The sequence below is a fragment of the Comamonas sp. 23 genome (genome assembly GCF_049601575.1).
Taxonomy (GTDB): Bacteria; Pseudomonadota; Gammaproteobacteria; order Burkholderiales; family Burkholderiaceae_C; genus Comamonas; species Comamonas squillarum.
Genome location: NZ_CP187127.1, coordinates 4,386,683 through 4,399,748, shown reverse-complemented (window position 1 = coordinate 4,399,748; position 13,066 = coordinate 4,386,683). Strand labels below are relative to the sequence as shown.

The window sequence follows — 13,066 nt, the reverse complement described above, 5'->3', positions numbered from 1 at the left end:
GGGTTTGCCCAGTCACCTTGGCTGCTCACGTCTGTTGAGAAGCCGGTCAGAGCGCACGGCGATAAAGCGCCAGTTCTGCATGTTATAGGGCGACGGGGCACGCGTTGCCTGTGCGATCAAGGCCTGGATGCGGGCCTCACCGAGCGGCGGGCCATCGACATAACGGTGGACGGAGACGCGGCTTTCAATGGCTTGTTGTACGGGATTGGTCATGGTCAGGTTGAGTGGCTAAGGGGTGAAAAAACGGGCAGGTCGGCATCAGCGAGAAGGCGCCGCCGTCCACTGCACGGCCAGCACGCTGACCAGCACCACCACCAGGCCGGCCAGCGCCATGCCGGTCATCGATTGGCCCAGCAGCGCCCAGCCCAGCACGACGGCGGTGAGGGGGCTGAGCAGGCCCAGCGATGCGACGGCCACGGTGGGCAAGCGTGCAATGCCGCGAAACCACAGCGCATAGGCCAGCAGCGCGCCTGCCAGGCACAGATAGGCATAGGCCAGCCCTTGTGCAGCGCTGAGCGACGGCAGCGGTGCATCCAGCCACCAGGCCAGCGGTGCAAGCATCAGGCCACCCAGCAGCAGCTGCCAGCCGGTGAGCGCCATCACCGGCAAGTCCAGCTGCCAACGGCGCGTGAGCCAGACCCCGCTGGCCATGCAGGCGGCGCCCAAGAAGGCCGCGGCAATGCCGATGGGCTCGAACACCGTTTGCGGCGATACCAGCAGCAGCGCCATGCCCAGCACCCCGGCCACGGCCGCCGCCAAGGTGCTGCGGGCGGGGGATTTTCCGTCGGCCCACCAGGCCAGCGCCATCACCATCAGCGGCTGGATGGCGCCCAGCACGGCGGCCAGGCCACCGGGCAGACGGTAGGCCGCCACAAACAGCAGCGCCTGGAAGGCGCCGATATTGAGCGCACTCAGGATCAGCAGGCGCAGCCAGTGCTGCTGCGCGGGCAGCCGGCGCATGGCCAGTACCAGCAGCAGGCCAGCGGGCAGCACCCGGATCAGCGCGGCGGTGAAAGGGCGGTGGGGTGGCAGCAGCTCCGAGGTCACGATATAGGTGGAGCCCCAGACCATAGGGGCCAGCGCGGTGAGGGCGATGTCTTGCCAGCGGGAAGGGCGTGGGAGGGTTTGCATAGGTTTTATCTTCAAATCAAGATAAAATGAATGCTAACCTTTAAATATCTTGATATCAAGACAAATGCTAAAAAAACCTTTGTCCTCTGCGGGTGATGCCGTGGACGCGATCCTGGCGCAATGGGCGCGCGAGCGGCCCGATCTGGATGCCAGCCCGATGGGTCCGATTGGCCGCATCAAGCGCTGTTCCGCACTGATCGAGCAAAGTCTGGATGTGAACTTTGCGCAGTTCGGCCTGAGCTTTTGGGAGTTCGATATGCTGGCCGCGCTGCGGCGCTCGGGCGCGCCTTACCGGCTCAGCCCCACCGAGCTGTTTTCCACCTTGATGGTGACCTCGGGCACCATGACCCACCGGCTCAAGCGCCTGGAAGCCAATGGCTGGATCGAGCGGGTGCCCCATGCGCAAGATGCGCGCAGCATGCTGGTGCAGCTGACCAAGCCCGGCCTCAAGCTCATTGATGCCGCCGTTACCGCCCATGTGGACAAGGAACGTGCGCTGCTGCAGCCCTTGCCCGCAGCAAGCCTGGCGGCGCTCAATACGCATCTGTCGGCGTTGCTGGCGGTGCTGGAAGGCGGCGCAGGCAGCTCAGAGGATGAGCAGGGCAGTTGATGCGTTGTTGAGGGGGCAGTGTTTAGAACCTGTTCACAGTCTCTACGCAGCCGTGTTGGAGTGCAATCGGGATGAGTTCGAAGGGATGGAACGCAGCTTGCACCGGGGTGCAAGCAAGAGCCAGCGCGCAGAAATCGCCCGATTTCACTCCAACCCGTAGGGACAGTGGCTTTGTGGGCGCCCGGCAAGGGGTGCCCGACTAGGGCCGCCCGGGCAGGGGCGGTCTGCGGCGTTGCAGTGCTTGCCAATAGCGGGCTATTGGCAAGCACTGCGCGGCTAAGCGCCCCCTCGCATCCCATCCCGCAAAGACACTGTCGCGGCGCGAGGAGACATTGAACAGGTTCTTGGATCAACGGACTTTTAATCCGCTGGTCTAGGCTGCCTCCCAGACGTCTCAGATCGCTGTGCTGCTGGTGGTCGGGGCGCCCGCCAGCCGCTCATACAAGGTATAGCTGCGGTAGGACTTGTGCGGCCCACGCACCTGGTGCTCGATGACAAAGCCGCCGCTGCGCAGGAACTCGTAACTGCTGTCATAGCGGTCCGCAATACACAGGTGCGAGCTGCTGGCGCTCAGCTGCCCGTCCTGGTCGACGGCAGGATGCAGCCGGTGAAAAAGGCGCTGCTGCTGGGCATCGAAATAGATGCACAAATGGGCCCCTTGCTGGCTGAAGAAATAGCTGCCGCTGGCGCGAAACGAGCCGCCGCTTTGCAGCACCATCTGGCCGCTCTCGGTGTAGTGGGCCGCGCTCGCCCCTTCGGGCGTGAAGCGCGCCTGGCCCTGCACGGTGCCAATGGGGTTGCGGGTCACCAGATCTTGCAAGCTGCGGGAAAAACGCCATTCGCCTTGCAGCGCGGCAAGCAGGTGTTCTGCCACCCAGGGGAGGGGGTGCTCGGTAGTCATTGCGGTGTTTTCCATAGGCGGAGCATCTCTGTTGCAGACCCTCTCAGCGCCTGACGCCCTTGTGCCGAGGTGCCGTGGGCAGCGGCAGATTTTGCCAGGGTTTTCTCGCCCGCCCTATCGCTGCCAACGGCTTGGAGCCGCTCGTTTGGGCGGTAGGTGAAATCTGACCATGTGTCCGTCCTGCCACCCACAGCCTGCGCGGTTGGGGCTGCTGATAATTCATTCACGCCATTGAGGCCAGCAACGCAGCCATTGTGGCGGTATTGCATGAATGACATGCCAGGAGACTGTTTTTTGCGCTTCATTGATAGGCCCAAAAAATAGTCAGCTCTTTCACCATAACGATCCAAGGAAAAAACCATGAAGCTCCAACCTACCATCGCCGCCCTGTGTGCAGCCGCTTTCTTCTCCGGTGGCGTTTTCGCCATGACCTCTGCCGAGCAAAAGGTCGAGAAGGACCGCATTGAAGCCGAGCACAAGGCGGCCAGCGACCAGTGCAAGCCCATGAAGGGCAATGCCAAGGATGTCTGCAAGAAGCAGGCTGATGGCCAAAAGAAGGTTGCCATGGCTGACCTGAAGCACCGTGCAGAACCTACCGAAAGCCACCGCCACGACCTGGCCAAGGCCAAGGCAGATGCCGAGTACGACGTGGCCAAGGAAAAGTGCGACGACGCCACGGGCAACACCAAGGACGTCTGCCAGAAGGAAGCCAAGGCAGCCCATGTGAAGGCTTTGGAAGCCGCCAAGGTCGCTGAGGTGAGCGCCAAGCCATCGTCCAATCCATCGGATGTGGCCGATGCGCGCAAGGACGCTGCCGACAAGTCGCGTGAAGCCGACTACAAGGCTGCCAAGGAGCGCTGCGATGCCATGGCCGGTGATGCCAAGGACGCCTGCGTGACCGATGCCAAGCGCAAATTTGGCCAGTAATCTGCGTTGATGCTGCGCCTGCGAAGGCGTTGTCACCAGCCCCTGATGCACCATCTGCGATGGCCATCAGGGGCTGGTTTTGTGCGGTGATGGCAAGTGCCTGCTATCGCTGCCAGGCTCTGGAGCAGAAAAAAGACCTCAGCCGGCACTCACCCGCCGAGGCAAGCAGTACATTGCATACATATTGACAGCGAAAGTGCAGCCATGCCTTCTTTTCTCCGATCCCTTCTCTACACCAGCAGGCTGGCTGCCGGCTATGGACCCACCGAGGTGGGGCGCATCGTCAAGCAGGCACGTGAGATGAATGCCATCCATGGCATCACCGGCGTGCTGGTGTTTGATGGCGACTGGTTTGCACAGTATGTGGAGGGCGCGCCCGAGGCCATGCTGGTGCTGGAATCCCATCTGCAGGCAGACCCCCGGCATTCCGATTTCCGGGTCATCGATTCGGGGCTGTCCGGCCCCGAGCGGCGCTTTCCCAACTGGGTGATGGGTTATGCGGATGGCGATATCGACAGCACCGGTTTGAACATCTCGGCGCTGGCCCAGGCAGATACCTATGAGGCGCTGGAGCGCTTTGCCCAAGCGGTCAAGACCTTGGATATTCTCTGACCGGAAGGCCTAGCCGCCCTCGCTGATGGCGAGCGCGCTCGATGGTGGTGGCGGACCCTTGGCCAGCAAGATGCCCCAGGCCCATCACCGTGCGCTGACCCTGTTTTTGCGGATGCGCATGCAGGCCGACAGGCCCTGCGGTTCGCGGCTGTGCAGCAACAGCACGCCGCCATGCGCCTGCGCAATGGCATCGACAATGCTCAGGCCCAGGCCGTGGCCACCCGTATTCTGGTTGCGTGATGCGTCCCCGCGCTCAAAAGGCTGGCGCATGCGCTCGAGCTGCGCGGGCGCATGCCCGGGCCCCGGTCCTCCACGCAGACCTGGGCAAGGTCCTCATCTTCATCGAGCACCAAGCTGGCGCTGCCGGCATAGCGCAGCGCGTTGTCGATCAGGTTGTCCAGCGCGCGTCGCAGGCTCAGAGGCTGGCCCATCACCGGCGCGCGGATGTGGCCGCGGATATCGACGGGCTGGCCTAGCTCCTGCCGGTCCTGGCAGATGCTGCGGGCCAGTGCATCCAGGTCAATCTGCTGCAGCGGGCCCTGGTGCTCCCGCGCCTGGATAAAGGCCAAGGTGCTGTCGATCAGGCCTTCCATGCAGCTCAAGTCGCCGCGCAGCTTTTGCTTGCCATTGTCCAGGTCGGCGCTGTCCAGCAGCTCCAGGCGCAGCCGCATGCGCGTGATGGGCGTGCGCAGATCATGCGATACGGCGGCCAGAAAATGCGTGCGCTCGGTCAGGTTGGCGGCAATGCGCTGCTGCATGCGGTTCAAGGCATGCGCGGCCTGGCGTACTTCGCGTGGGCCGTCCTCGTCCATGCGCGGCGCGGCGACCACATCGCGCTCCAGCGCCTGCGCGGCCTGGCCCATGCGCAGCAGTGGGGTCACCACCCAGCGCACCGCCAGCAGCACCAGCAACACCACCACCAAGTACCTGCAGTGGACGCTCAACGGCCCCTTTGAGGCGCTGGGCCGGCGCCACCAGTTCATGATGGGCGCGAACTACAACGACAACACATCGACCGCCTATGGCCTGGACTGCTTCAACAGCGCCGGCCAGTCGGTGGCCTGCATGAACCGCATCAGCAACGGCTTTGCGATCGGTGACTGGCGCGAGTTCATCCGCACCGGCCAAGGCATTGGCGAAGTGACCACCGCCCGCAACGGCAAGGACACCGTCACGCGCATCAAGACCTATGGCAGCTATGCGGCCACGCGCCTGAGCATCACCGATCCGCTGTCGGTCATCGTCGGCGCGCGCCTGAGCTGGCAGCGCAACTTCTCCAACGGCGTCGTCACCTCGGACTTCAGCCACCAGGTCACGCCCTATCTGGGCGCCGTCTATGACCTGAATCGCAACTACTCGCTCTACGCCAGCTACACCGATGTGTTCGAAGCCCAGTCGCAGCGCCGCGTCGATGGCACGTATCTCGATCCCAAGTCCGGCACCGCGATGGAAGTGGGCGTCAAGGGCGAATGGCTCGATGGCCAGTTCGATGGCTCGCTGGCGGTGTTCCGCAACCAGCAAAAGGATGTGGCAACGATTGCGCGTGATGCCAACGGCGACCCGCTCTACGTGACCGGCGACGAGGGCGTGACCACCTATCTCAACGGCGCATCGGGCTTGACCACCAAGGGCATTGAGCTGGACTTCTCCGGCCGCATCACGCCAAGCTGGAACGTCTATGGCGGCTACACCTATCTGTCGGTGAATAACCCCAACGCCACCGGCGCAGAGGATGATCCCAAGCACCTGCTGCGCCTGAACACCAGCTACCGCCTGCCCGGCAGCTGGAACAAGCTTACCCTGGGCACGGGCCTCACGGCACAGAGCAAGATGCACCAGGTCGCCACCGGCACCAGCCACCCGACCGAAGGCGCCAATGTCAATATCGACCTGAAGGCCTACACCTTGTTCCATGCGATGGCGCGCTATGAGATCAACAAGGACCTGGTCGCCACCCTGAACATCTCCAACCTGTTCGACAAGACCTACTACCGCCAGTACGGCTTCTACTCGGGCGCCATCTATGGCGAGCCCCGGACCGTGCGTCTGAACCTGAAGGCCACCTTCTAAACCAAGGACCGCGTTCCTAAGGCAGATCCGCCAAGATCTGCCATGCTGCAGCCCACTCTGCAGCCCTGGACTTTGCAGTGCCAGCCTGTGCTGGCGCTGCAGAGTCCTTTTTTGTGGCCGTCTGCGCTATCGCTGCTGGAGCTCGTCCGCGATGCGCTGGCACCAGGTCTGGGCCTCTGCCTGCAGGCCAAAGCTGCTCAGGTGCATGGCGCGCTCGCCCCGTACACGCAGGCGCACGACATAGTAGGGCCCATCTTCGGCACTGCGCTCCAGCACGCTGGGCGGCTCGATATCAGCATAGGGAATGGCACGCGGGGGCCGTGGCAGGCGGCCATGGCGCACCAGGCAGTGCTGGCGCTGGTCAAAATGCAGCCGCAGGCAGCGCCCGCATGCCAGGCAAAGAAAGAACACCCCCAGCACCACCGGCGCCGTGATGCAGGCGGCCAGCAGCAGCAGTTGCCACCAGGGCAGGCCCCAGTGGCCATGCTGGACAAAGGGTACCGGGATGAGAAACATCGCCAGGCCCATCACCGCGACAAACAGCCGCATCGGCCAGCTGATGTGCTCCTCGTAACGGAGGCCATCGGCGCTGTCGCGGAATCCATGGGTCATGTCATGCCTTTTGCGCGGGGCGCGGATGGGGCGCTGAAGTGGAGAACCCACCAGCGGGGTCGCCAGGGAGCTGCACAGATTGGATCTGGATTCTACGGGGCGGCTACGTATTCGGAACATGGCCACGATGCCCCATGCAAAAAGTCCCGGGCCTGCATGCGATTGCAGGCCCGGGACTTTTCAGTCGCCGAAGGTGCTGGGGGCTCGTCAAGCCTCAGGCAGCTGGTACACAAAGCGGTAGGAATGCTGGCCGTTGTCGATCGTGATCTGCATGCTGCCGCGCAGGCCCTGCAGTGCATCGGTGGCCGAATCGGGTACGACGCTGATGCTTTGCGTGGACTCGCCCTGCGCCATGCTGGCGCTGTGCTGCAGCACAAAGCTGCCGCTGCGGCCATGCAGGCTGCCTTGCACGTGCTCCATCGCCACATAACCGGCCGAGCCGGCGGTCGTGCTGCGGAACGACAGCATTTCGCCCTGGCTGGTCGCCTGCAGGTCGCCGCTGAATTGTTTGTCCAGCGAGAACCGGCCCAGGCCGGTGGCCTCGGCAACCGGGCTCAGGCCTTCGGGTTGCAGCTTGATGTCAAAGCGTCCGGTGGCGATGTGGTCCATGGCAGTGTCCTGGCAAAAATGGCATTTTCATCTATCACTGTATTTATGTACAGTCATGGGTCGTGATCGTGATCTCCATGGTGATGAGGCTGTGCGCTTCGGGGCAACCCGTCGTTGGGACGGTGCCCCGGCGATCCTGTCCGGGCCTTAGTTCTCCGAGGAGGGCTTGGCGGGCGGGTTCGGTGGCGTTTGCAGATGATCGCTGTAGCCCTTGAGCATGTCTTGCAGCGCCTGGTCATTGCGCGTAAAGGCGCGGCAGCGAAAGCAGATCATGCGGTGCTGCCAGGCGGCGATTTTGCCGGCCGTGCCGGCCTCTTCCATTTGCCCGGAGGTAAGTTGAAAAATGTATTCACGGCATTTCATGAAGCAGTCTCTTTGTCAAACCAGTTTTGGTGCAGGCACAGCTGCAGCTGCTTGCGCGCGCGGCTCATGCACTGCCAGTAATCGGCCTTGGTGATGCCCAAGGTGCTGCAAATCTCCTCGGCCTCGCATTCCAGAAACTCCTTCATGGAAAACACCCGCGCTGGCTTGGCCGGCAGCTTGTGCACACACAGGTCGACGACGATGAAGAACTGGTCGTTTTGCAGCTGCTGCTGGGGGTTGACCCAGGTAGTGGGCGCAACGCCCTCAACCCAATGGCCCCGCTTGTCAAACAGGACTTGGTCGAGGTCGTCCTGGAAAGCCTCGTCATAGCTCACGGGCGCGCGGTATTTCTGTCGCAGCCGGTCGCTGATCTTGTTGCGCAAAATGCCAAACAGGTAGCTCTTGGCCTGGGCGGCGTCAAAGCTGCTGCGGTCCAGCTGCAGCAGCGCCGCCAAGGTATCTTGCACGGCATCCTCAGCCTCTTCACGCGAGGGCAGGTGCAGCATTGCAAAGCGCAGCATGGCGCTGCGCCATTGGACGGTGATCTCTGCTGCGATGGTGTGCATACACTCCTTTGCTTATCGATGGCAACAACGGTCCAGGGACCAGCGGCCCGGCCCCTGGCTGACAATGGCGACCAGCATGATGCCCAGCATCAAGGGCACCTTGAAGCCCAGGCCGTCATCGCTGTCGATCTGGTTCCAACCGGCCCAGCCCAGGTCGAAATGCACGCTGTACACCGCCACATAGGTGATGAAGATCAGCCCCAGCGCGGCAATGCGCGATGCCAGCCCGATGATCAGCGCCACGCCCAGCACCAGCTCGGCAAGCCCTGCAATGCCCCAGTTGAGGCTGGCAGGCAGCCAGCTCACCGGAATGGGAAAGTCCAGGCCTGCAAACCAGGCCGGTGCCTCCCAGCCCGATGACAGTTTACGAAAACCCGCCAGCACAAACTCCTGCCCCACCCACAGGCGCAGCAGCAGCAGACCCAGGCCATCAATCTTCTCGCGTGCTTTCACGTGCAATGAATTCAAGGAATGCATCTTTCATATCTCCATAGTAGGGCGAGCTCCAGCGCGAGTCGCGCACAAAGGCGGTGATCAATTCCCGCCAGGCCTCGTCGCCCAGTTGCTCGCGCAGTTCCGGAAAATGCGCCTCCACCATCTGGCTGGCGCCCAGGTGGACCAGGTGGCGGTAGGCACGCATGCCGTTGTCGCTGTAACCCGCAGGCACCTGGTCGGACAGACCTCTTACATAGTCGTAGAAGTGCGCAGACATGCCAGCTCCTGGTTGATGACCTCCATACCGGGGACATCGTTGTCCCATTCCAGCAGCACGGGGGTGCCATGGCGCTCGGCAAGGCTGCGTGCGAGCTGCTGGGTGTGTGCTTCCACCGGCTGGCTGTGCGTGTCCATGAACAGGTCAAAGCGCGCATCGAACTCATGGCCCGCCACATGCATGTAGCTCACGCGGCCCATGTCCAGGCCTTGCACGAATTCGCTCGGGCTGGGGCCGCCATGGTTCTTGTGGTTGACCGACAGGTTGTTCAGGTCCAGCAGCAGATGGCAGTCCGCCTGGTCGAGGACCATGCCGAGAAAATCCGCTTCGGGCATCGCGCCCACATTGGTGTACCAGGTCGTGTTCTCGACCGCGATGCGCATGCCCAATGCATCTTGCACGACGCGGATGCGGTCGGCCACCCGGCGCGCATGTGACTCGGTAAAAGGCACGGCAAACAGGTCATAGAGCTGGAAGCTGTCGCCGCTGGCGGCCAGGTGGTCGGAGTACAGCGGGGTGCCCAGGTCATCAATCAGCTGGCGCAGATCGCGCAGAAAGGACCTGTCCAGTGGTGCGGCGCCGCCCAGATTGAGGGCCACGCCATGCAGGTTGACCGGGCGTCCCGAGTCGATCAGCGCCTGCAGCGGCGCCAGATCCCGGCGCACCCAGTTCTCGGGTGCGACCTCAAAGAAGTCGGCATGCACGGCGGACATGTCCCAGTCGAGCATTTCACGTCGAAAGCCAAGGCCAATCATGTGGTGTCCTCATTTCTGTGGAGGCACGAGTTGGCGCTTGGCCAACCCGCATCCAACGTTACTCTCCAAAGCTGTCACCCTGTGGCAAGGTGCCGGCCATGCGGGCCTGGGAAGCGGCCTCGATGACCTGGGCACGGCTCAAGCCCATGCCGGGTTGCTGGGTTTTGAACTGCGGCGCATCAAAATTGCCGTCGAAACGCAACGTGCCGTCCATGCGGGCCTGGGTGAACTGCATCCGGACCTGGTCGCGGCTGAGGCTGCTGTTGGAGGGGGCATAAGCCGGGTAGTCCGAGCCGTTGCCCACGGGGGCGGTGCTCATGGCCTGGGCGCTGCCGGCAAAGGCCAGGCTGGCGGCCAGAAGAAGACGGGTAGTGATCTTGGTAGTGGTCGACATGGTTGGAACCCTTTCTGTGGTGGGGGCGGGTGAGCGTGGAGGCTCACCCTGGTGTTGTGTGGTGTGTTACGGAGTGGGTCAGTGGGTACCCGCGCCATCCTTCTTGGAGCAGCCGCCGTCCTTCTTGGAGCAACCGCCGTCCTTCTTCGAGCAGCCGCCATCCTTCTTGGAGCAGTTGGCGTCCTTGGTGCTCGATTCCTTCTTGCCGCAGCTGCCTGCGCCGCATTTGCTGTCCTGGCTGCCAGCGGCCCAGGCGGAGGTGGCGAGGACAGCGGCGGCCAAGGTGGTGAGGGTCTTGATGTTCATGGTGTCGTTCCTGTGATGAAAGGTTGAAAGTGCACAGCACAGCGCTGCCACGTTGATGAAGTCGTTCGACCTGATCGATTCCTGACATATTTTTGAAAATATTTATCGAGACCGCCAAAAAAAGCAGGCGCAAGGCTGCGCCCGCCCTGCCAAAGTGGCCAGGGTGTGGATGTTTTCAGGGAGAGTGAGTGCTGCTGGTGCTGCGGGCTAGCAACTAGCTAGTGGCTGCAGAGCTCGCGCCCATGGCATGGAAGCGGATAGCGATGAGGCACAAGGCGTTTTTTGGAAGGCGAGCCGTAGTCATGGCCAAGGCTGACCATGCAGCGGGTCAGCAGGGCCGGCGTTCAGACTGTAGCGGGGCGCATGGCAGAGGGCGCCTGGGGCAGACCCGAGAGCGTCAGGGCTGCAGCTGCGGATCGAGCTGCAGCTGCAGCAGCGCGCCGGCGATCAGCGCATGCATGCCCTGGGCCAGATCACCTTCCATCTCGGCGGTCTCAGCCTCGTAGCTGGTGGGCACCACGCTCTCCTGGCGCGCGGCCGAGTACACCGAATCGGCAGCGGCCAGGCCGTGGAAGGCGATGGTCGCCAGCAGCCAGCGCGACTGCTCTTTGCCAATGCGGTAGGCCTGCGCCACTTCTTCCTGGTGGGTATCGATCTTCTCGAGCATCGCCGGGGTGGCGACCAGCCTGCGGATCACATAGGGCGTCACGCCCGGGTAGGTCTTGGCGAACTGGCGCACCGAATCGCTGAAGCGGACCAGGTAGTTCTGCAGGCCCTCTTGTTCGCCCACCTTGGGCAGAGAAAACTCCCAGCGCCGAAAAATCTCCTCGGCCACCATGTGCTTGAGCTCGGCCAGGCTGGGCACATGCTTGTACAGCGCCATATGCGTCACGCCCAGCGCGCTGGCCACGCCCACAAAGGTGATGTTGGGCAAGCCCATCTCGATACCTGCATCGGCGATGCGCTCTTGCGTGATCAGGCGCGGGCGCCCGCGCGGGGCTGCTTTTTTCTCAGGGTCCATGTTCTCTCCAGGTGCCAGGCCATTGTCAGCCAAACCGCTGCTGCGATAGCTGTAAAAGATGTACGGTAATTTATTAGTTTAGTATTATTAAACTAACTATTGTTCCTATTGCGTTTCGCGTTGGGGCGGGCTGTCTATCGTGTGCCCGGCGCCGACTGGACCACCAACCTCTACAACCCGGTATGGGGCCCGGCAGCCGACTTTGTCGCGCCCCACATCTCGCACACCGAGGTGCGCCTGGCCAGCTATGGCGTGGCCGATACCTTGTCGATGGCGCAACACCACGTGCAGCTCACCTTGGGCGTGCGCCGCCAGCAGGTGATCAGCGACAGCTACAACATCAACACCGGTGCGCGTACCTCGCGCTATGACGAAAGCGCCACCTCGCCCGCCGCTGCGCTGCTGGTCAAGGCCAGCGACAACCTCTCGCTCTACGCCAACTACATCGAAGGATTGAGCCAGGGCGCCACCGCACCGATGACCGCCGCCAACGCCGGCGAAGTGTTTGCGCCCTGCAAGAGCAAGCAAAAGGAGATGGGCCTGAAGCTCGACCTGGGCGACTTCGCCCACACCGTCAGCCTGTTCGAAATCACCCGGCCCAGCAGCTATACCGACCCTGTGACCAACGTCTTCTCGTTCGGCGGTGAGCAGCGCAACCGAGGCATTGAGTGGAGCTTCTTCGGCAGCGCCATGCACGGCCTGCGCTTGATGGGCGGCGTGGCCTACACTGCCCCGAAGCTGACGCAAACCGCTGGTGGCGTCAACCAAGGCAAGCTCGCCACCGGCACCCCCAAGTGGCAAGGCAAGCTGGGTGCGGAGTGGGATGTTCCTGGCGTGCAAGGCCTGGCCCTCAGCGCCAACGCCACCGCCGTATCCCGCCAGTACATCAGCGCCGACAACAGCCTCTGGGCCGCCGGCCGCACCACCTATGACCTGGGCGCCCGCTACATCACCAAGGTGGCCGACAAACCAGTCACCTTGCGGGCATCTGTTCTGAACGCGACCAACAAGTCGTACTGGGGCATGCCCCAGCTGTCCAGCCTGGCGCTGGGCGCGCCGCGTACGTTTGCGCTGTCGGCGTCGGTGGATTTTTAATTAAGTTAGTAGCTAGCCCGCTGCAGCGCTTGCCGCTGCGGTGGGTGATGTGAGTGAGCCCAGATTGCTGCTGCCGTTGGCAGGGGGCGTCTGGGCTTTTTGTTGGGTTGGCCCGGTTTGAAGCGCGCAGATGCCGTCAACGCGAGGCACTGTGCAGACGCAAAAAAACATGCCCTCAGCATGTGTGTAGATAGAGAGAGATCAGGGGAGGGTAGACAGAAGGTCTGGTGGTGCTGGCTTGCCAAACATTGGCAGGGCAGAGCAAAGGCGTTTTCAGAGACTGGATCGCTGCGCTGCAATGGCGCTATCGAAGCCGGTGTTCATCGCAAAAAAATGCGTGGCTAGTGTGAACCATTGGCTGGCAAAAACGACTTCCGGACAG

At 62.7% G+C, this 13,066-nt stretch carries 19 protein-coding genes and 1 pseudogene; 5 read left to right on the top strand and 15 right to left on the bottom strand.

All coding sequences use genetic code 11. From position 1 onward, the window contains the following. Positions 1-12: 12 nt before the first annotated feature. Both ACPEE1_RS19870 and ACPEE1_RS19865 read right to left on the bottom strand, forming a co-directional pair. A complete protein-coding gene (locus tag ACPEE1_RS19870) occupies positions 13-213 on the bottom strand; it encodes a nitroreductase family protein (protein WP_116927728.1) in 201 nt (66 codons plus the stop codon). A 45-nt stretch (positions 214-258) separates the two neighbouring features. Then, the gene (locus tag ACPEE1_RS19865; protein WP_260718847.1) at positions 259-1,131 is read right to left on the bottom strand and encodes an EamA family transporter; all 873 of its coding nucleotides are present in this window, start codon (positions 1,129-1,131) and stop codon (positions 259-261) included. A gap of 64 nt (positions 1,132-1,195) precedes the next feature. Between ACPEE1_RS19865 and ACPEE1_RS19860 the strand changes: the two genes are divergently transcribed. Continuing rightward, on the top strand, positions 1,196-1,741 hold the full coding sequence (locus tag ACPEE1_RS19860) for a MarR family winged helix-turn-helix transcriptional regulator (RefSeq protein WP_260718848.1): 546 nt from the start codon (positions 1,196-1,198) through the stop codon (positions 1,739-1,741). A gap of 394 nt (positions 1,742-2,135) precedes the next feature. Here the strand turns inward: ACPEE1_RS19860 and ACPEE1_RS19855 are convergent, their stop codons facing one another. Together ACPEE1_RS19855 and ACPEE1_RS19850 are read right to left on the bottom strand one after the other, a co-directional pair. Continuing rightward, entirely contained in the window at positions 2,136-2,657 is a 522-nt protein-coding gene (locus tag ACPEE1_RS19855; protein WP_116927731.1) for a DUF6314 family protein, read from the bottom strand. Next, a complete protein-coding gene (locus ACPEE1_RS19850; RefSeq protein ID WP_423934575.1) occupies positions 2,639-3,004 on the bottom strand; it encodes a hypothetical protein in 366 nt (121 codons plus the stop codon). Before ACPEE1_RS19850 ends, ACPEE1_RS19855 begins: the two co-directional genes overlap by 19 nt. Here ACPEE1_RS19850 and ACPEE1_RS19845 point away from each other — a divergent pair. Together ACPEE1_RS19845 and ACPEE1_RS19840 are read left to right on the top strand one after the other, a co-directional pair. Next, positions 3,003-3,569 (top strand): hypothetical protein, encoded by a 567-nt coding sequence (locus tag ACPEE1_RS19845; protein WP_116927732.1) that lies wholly within the window; start codon positions 3,003-3,005, stop codon positions 3,567-3,569. The genes ACPEE1_RS19850 and ACPEE1_RS19845 overlap by 2 nt on opposite strands. Positions 3,570-3,773: 204 nt before the next feature. Then, positions 3,774-4,181, top strand: coding sequence for a BLUF domain-containing protein (locus tag ACPEE1_RS19840; protein ID WP_116927733.1), 408 nt, complete (start codon positions 3,774-3,776; stop codon positions 4,179-4,181). An 84-nt stretch (positions 4,182-4,265) separates the two neighbouring features. Here ACPEE1_RS19840 and ACPEE1_RS19835 read toward each other — a convergent pair. Next, a pseudogene (locus ACPEE1_RS19835) lies at positions 4,266-5,044 on the bottom strand (ATP-binding protein). Between ACPEE1_RS19835 and ACPEE1_RS19830 the strand changes: the two are divergent. Further along, a complete protein-coding gene (locus ACPEE1_RS19830; protein WP_423934572.1) occupies positions 5,043-6,251 on the top strand; it encodes a TonB-dependent siderophore receptor in 1,209 nt (402 codons plus the stop codon). The pseudogene ACPEE1_RS19835 and the gene ACPEE1_RS19830 overlap by 2 nt on opposite strands. Before the next feature lie 126 nt (positions 6,252-6,377). Here the strand turns inward: ACPEE1_RS19830 and ACPEE1_RS19825 are convergent, their stop codons facing one another. The 10 genes from ACPEE1_RS19825 to ACPEE1_RS19780 form a co-directional block, all read right to left on the bottom strand. Beyond that, the gene (locus ACPEE1_RS19825; protein ID WP_423934569.1) at positions 6,378-6,863 is read right to left on the bottom strand and encodes a hypothetical protein; all 486 of its coding nucleotides are present in this window, start codon (positions 6,861-6,863) and stop codon (positions 6,378-6,380) included. Positions 6,864-7,070: 207 nt separating this feature from the next. Then, a complete protein-coding gene (locus tag ACPEE1_RS19820; RefSeq protein WP_423934567.1) occupies positions 7,071-7,472 on the bottom strand; it encodes a DUF3224 domain-containing protein in 402 nt (133 codons plus the stop codon). A gap of 147 nt (positions 7,473-7,619) precedes the next feature. Then, entirely contained in the window at positions 7,620-7,835 is a 216-nt protein-coding gene (locus tag ACPEE1_RS19815) for a hypothetical protein (RefSeq protein WP_423934564.1), read from the bottom strand. Beyond that, positions 7,832-8,401, bottom strand: a complete 570-nt coding sequence (locus ACPEE1_RS19810) for a sigma-70 family RNA polymerase sigma factor (protein WP_182344970.1) — start codon at positions 8,399-8,401, stop codon at positions 7,832-7,834. The genes ACPEE1_RS19815 and ACPEE1_RS19810 overlap by 4 nt, the downstream gene beginning before the upstream one ends. Positions 8,402-8,413: 12 nt before the next feature. Then, positions 8,414-8,869, bottom strand: a complete 456-nt coding sequence (locus ACPEE1_RS19805) for a DoxX family protein (protein WP_232539524.1) — start codon at positions 8,867-8,869, stop codon at positions 8,414-8,416. Continuing rightward, the gene (locus tag ACPEE1_RS19800) at positions 8,832-9,113 is read right to left on the bottom strand and encodes a putative DNA-binding domain-containing protein (protein ID WP_182344972.1); all 282 of its coding nucleotides are present in this window, start codon (positions 9,111-9,113) and stop codon (positions 8,832-8,834) included. The genes ACPEE1_RS19805 and ACPEE1_RS19800 overlap by 38 nt, the downstream gene beginning before the upstream one ends. Further along, positions 9,086-9,868, bottom strand: coding sequence for a DUF692 family multinuclear iron-containing protein (locus ACPEE1_RS19795; protein WP_182344973.1), 783 nt, complete (start codon positions 9,866-9,868; stop codon positions 9,086-9,088). The genes ACPEE1_RS19800 and ACPEE1_RS19795 overlap by 28 nt, the downstream gene beginning before the upstream one ends. Positions 9,869-9,926: 58 nt before the next feature. Next, the gene (locus tag ACPEE1_RS19790; RefSeq protein WP_116927742.1) at positions 9,927-10,262 is read right to left on the bottom strand and encodes a DUF4148 domain-containing protein; all 336 of its coding nucleotides are present in this window, start codon (positions 10,260-10,262) and stop codon (positions 9,927-9,929) included. Between the two features lie 78 nt (positions 10,263-10,340). After that, entirely contained in the window at positions 10,341-10,568 is a 228-nt protein-coding gene (locus ACPEE1_RS19785) for a hypothetical protein (RefSeq protein ID WP_116927743.1), read from the bottom strand. Positions 10,569-10,965: 397 nt separating this feature from the next. Continuing rightward, positions 10,966-11,589 (bottom strand): TetR/AcrR family transcriptional regulator, encoded by a 624-nt coding sequence (locus ACPEE1_RS19780; RefSeq protein ID WP_027011382.1) that lies wholly within the window; start codon positions 11,587-11,589, stop codon positions 10,966-10,968. A 99-nt stretch (positions 11,590-11,688) separates the two neighbouring features. On the opposite strand from ACPEE1_RS19780, the gene ACPEE1_RS19775 reads away from it, so the two are divergent. Next, a complete protein-coding gene (locus tag ACPEE1_RS19775) occupies positions 11,689-12,684 on the top strand; it encodes a TonB-dependent receptor (RefSeq protein ID WP_423934558.1) in 996 nt (331 codons plus the stop codon). Positions 12,685-13,066: the final 382 nt, after the last annotated feature.

Excerpts from the sequence above, each read along its gene's own strand:
- ACPEE1_RS19870 (WP_116927728.1), bottom strand. The coding sequence starts at position 213 with ATGACCAATCCCGTACAACAAGCCATTGAAAGCCGCGTCTCCGTCCAC.
- ACPEE1_RS19865 (WP_260718847.1), bottom strand. The coding sequence starts at position 1,131 with ATGCAAACCCTCCCACGCCCTTCCCGCTGGCAAGACATCGCCCTCACC.
- ACPEE1_RS19860 (WP_260718848.1), top strand. The coding sequence starts at position 1,196 with ATGCTAAAAAAACCTTTGTCCTCTGCGGGTGATGCCGTGGACGCGATC.
- ACPEE1_RS19855 (WP_116927731.1), bottom strand. The coding sequence starts at position 2,657 with ATGGAAAACACCGCAATGACTACCGAGCACCCCCTCCCCTGGGTGGCA.
- ACPEE1_RS19845 (WP_116927732.1), top strand. The coding sequence starts at position 3,003 with ATGAAGCTCCAACCTACCATCGCCGCCCTGTGTGCAGCCGCTTTCTTC.
- ACPEE1_RS19850 (WP_423934575.1), bottom strand. The coding sequence starts at position 3,004 with ATGGTTTTTTCCTTGGATCGTTATGGTGAAAGAGCTGACTATTTTTTG.
- ACPEE1_RS19840 (WP_116927733.1), top strand. The coding sequence starts at position 3,774 with ATGCCTTCTTTTCTCCGATCCCTTCTCTACACCAGCAGGCTGGCTGCC.
- ACPEE1_RS19830 (WP_423934572.1), top strand. The coding sequence starts at position 5,043 with ATGCGCAGCAGTGGGGTCACCACCCAGCGCACCGCCAGCAGCACCAGC.
- ACPEE1_RS19825 (WP_423934569.1), bottom strand. The coding sequence starts at position 6,863 with ATGACCCATGGATTCCGCGACAGCGCCGATGGCCTCCGTTACGAGGAG.
- ACPEE1_RS19820 (WP_423934567.1), bottom strand. The coding sequence starts at position 7,472 with ATGGACCACATCGCCACCGGACGCTTTGACATCAAGCTGCAACCCGAA.
- ACPEE1_RS19815 (WP_423934564.1), bottom strand. The coding sequence starts at position 7,835 with ATGAAATGCCGTGAATACATTTTTCAACTTACCTCCGGGCAAATGGAA.
- ACPEE1_RS19810 (WP_182344970.1), bottom strand. The coding sequence starts at position 8,401 with ATGCACACCATCGCAGCAGAGATCACCGTCCAATGGCGCAGCGCCATG.
- ACPEE1_RS19800 (WP_182344972.1), bottom strand. The coding sequence starts at position 9,113 with ATGTCTGCGCACTTCTACGACTATGTAAGAGGTCTGTCCGACCAGGTG.
- ACPEE1_RS19795 (WP_182344973.1), bottom strand. The coding sequence starts at position 9,868 with ATGATTGGCCTTGGCTTTCGACGTGAAATGCTCGACTGGGACATGTCC.
- ACPEE1_RS19790 (WP_116927742.1), bottom strand. The coding sequence starts at position 10,262 with ATGTCGACCACTACCAAGATCACTACCCGTCTTCTTCTGGCCGCCAGC.
- ACPEE1_RS19785 (WP_116927743.1), bottom strand. The coding sequence starts at position 10,568 with ATGAACATCAAGACCCTCACCACCTTGGCCGCCGCTGTCCTCGCCACC.
- ACPEE1_RS19780 (WP_027011382.1), bottom strand. The coding sequence starts at position 11,589 with ATGGACCCTGAGAAAAAAGCAGCCCCGCGCGGGCGCCCGCGCCTGATC.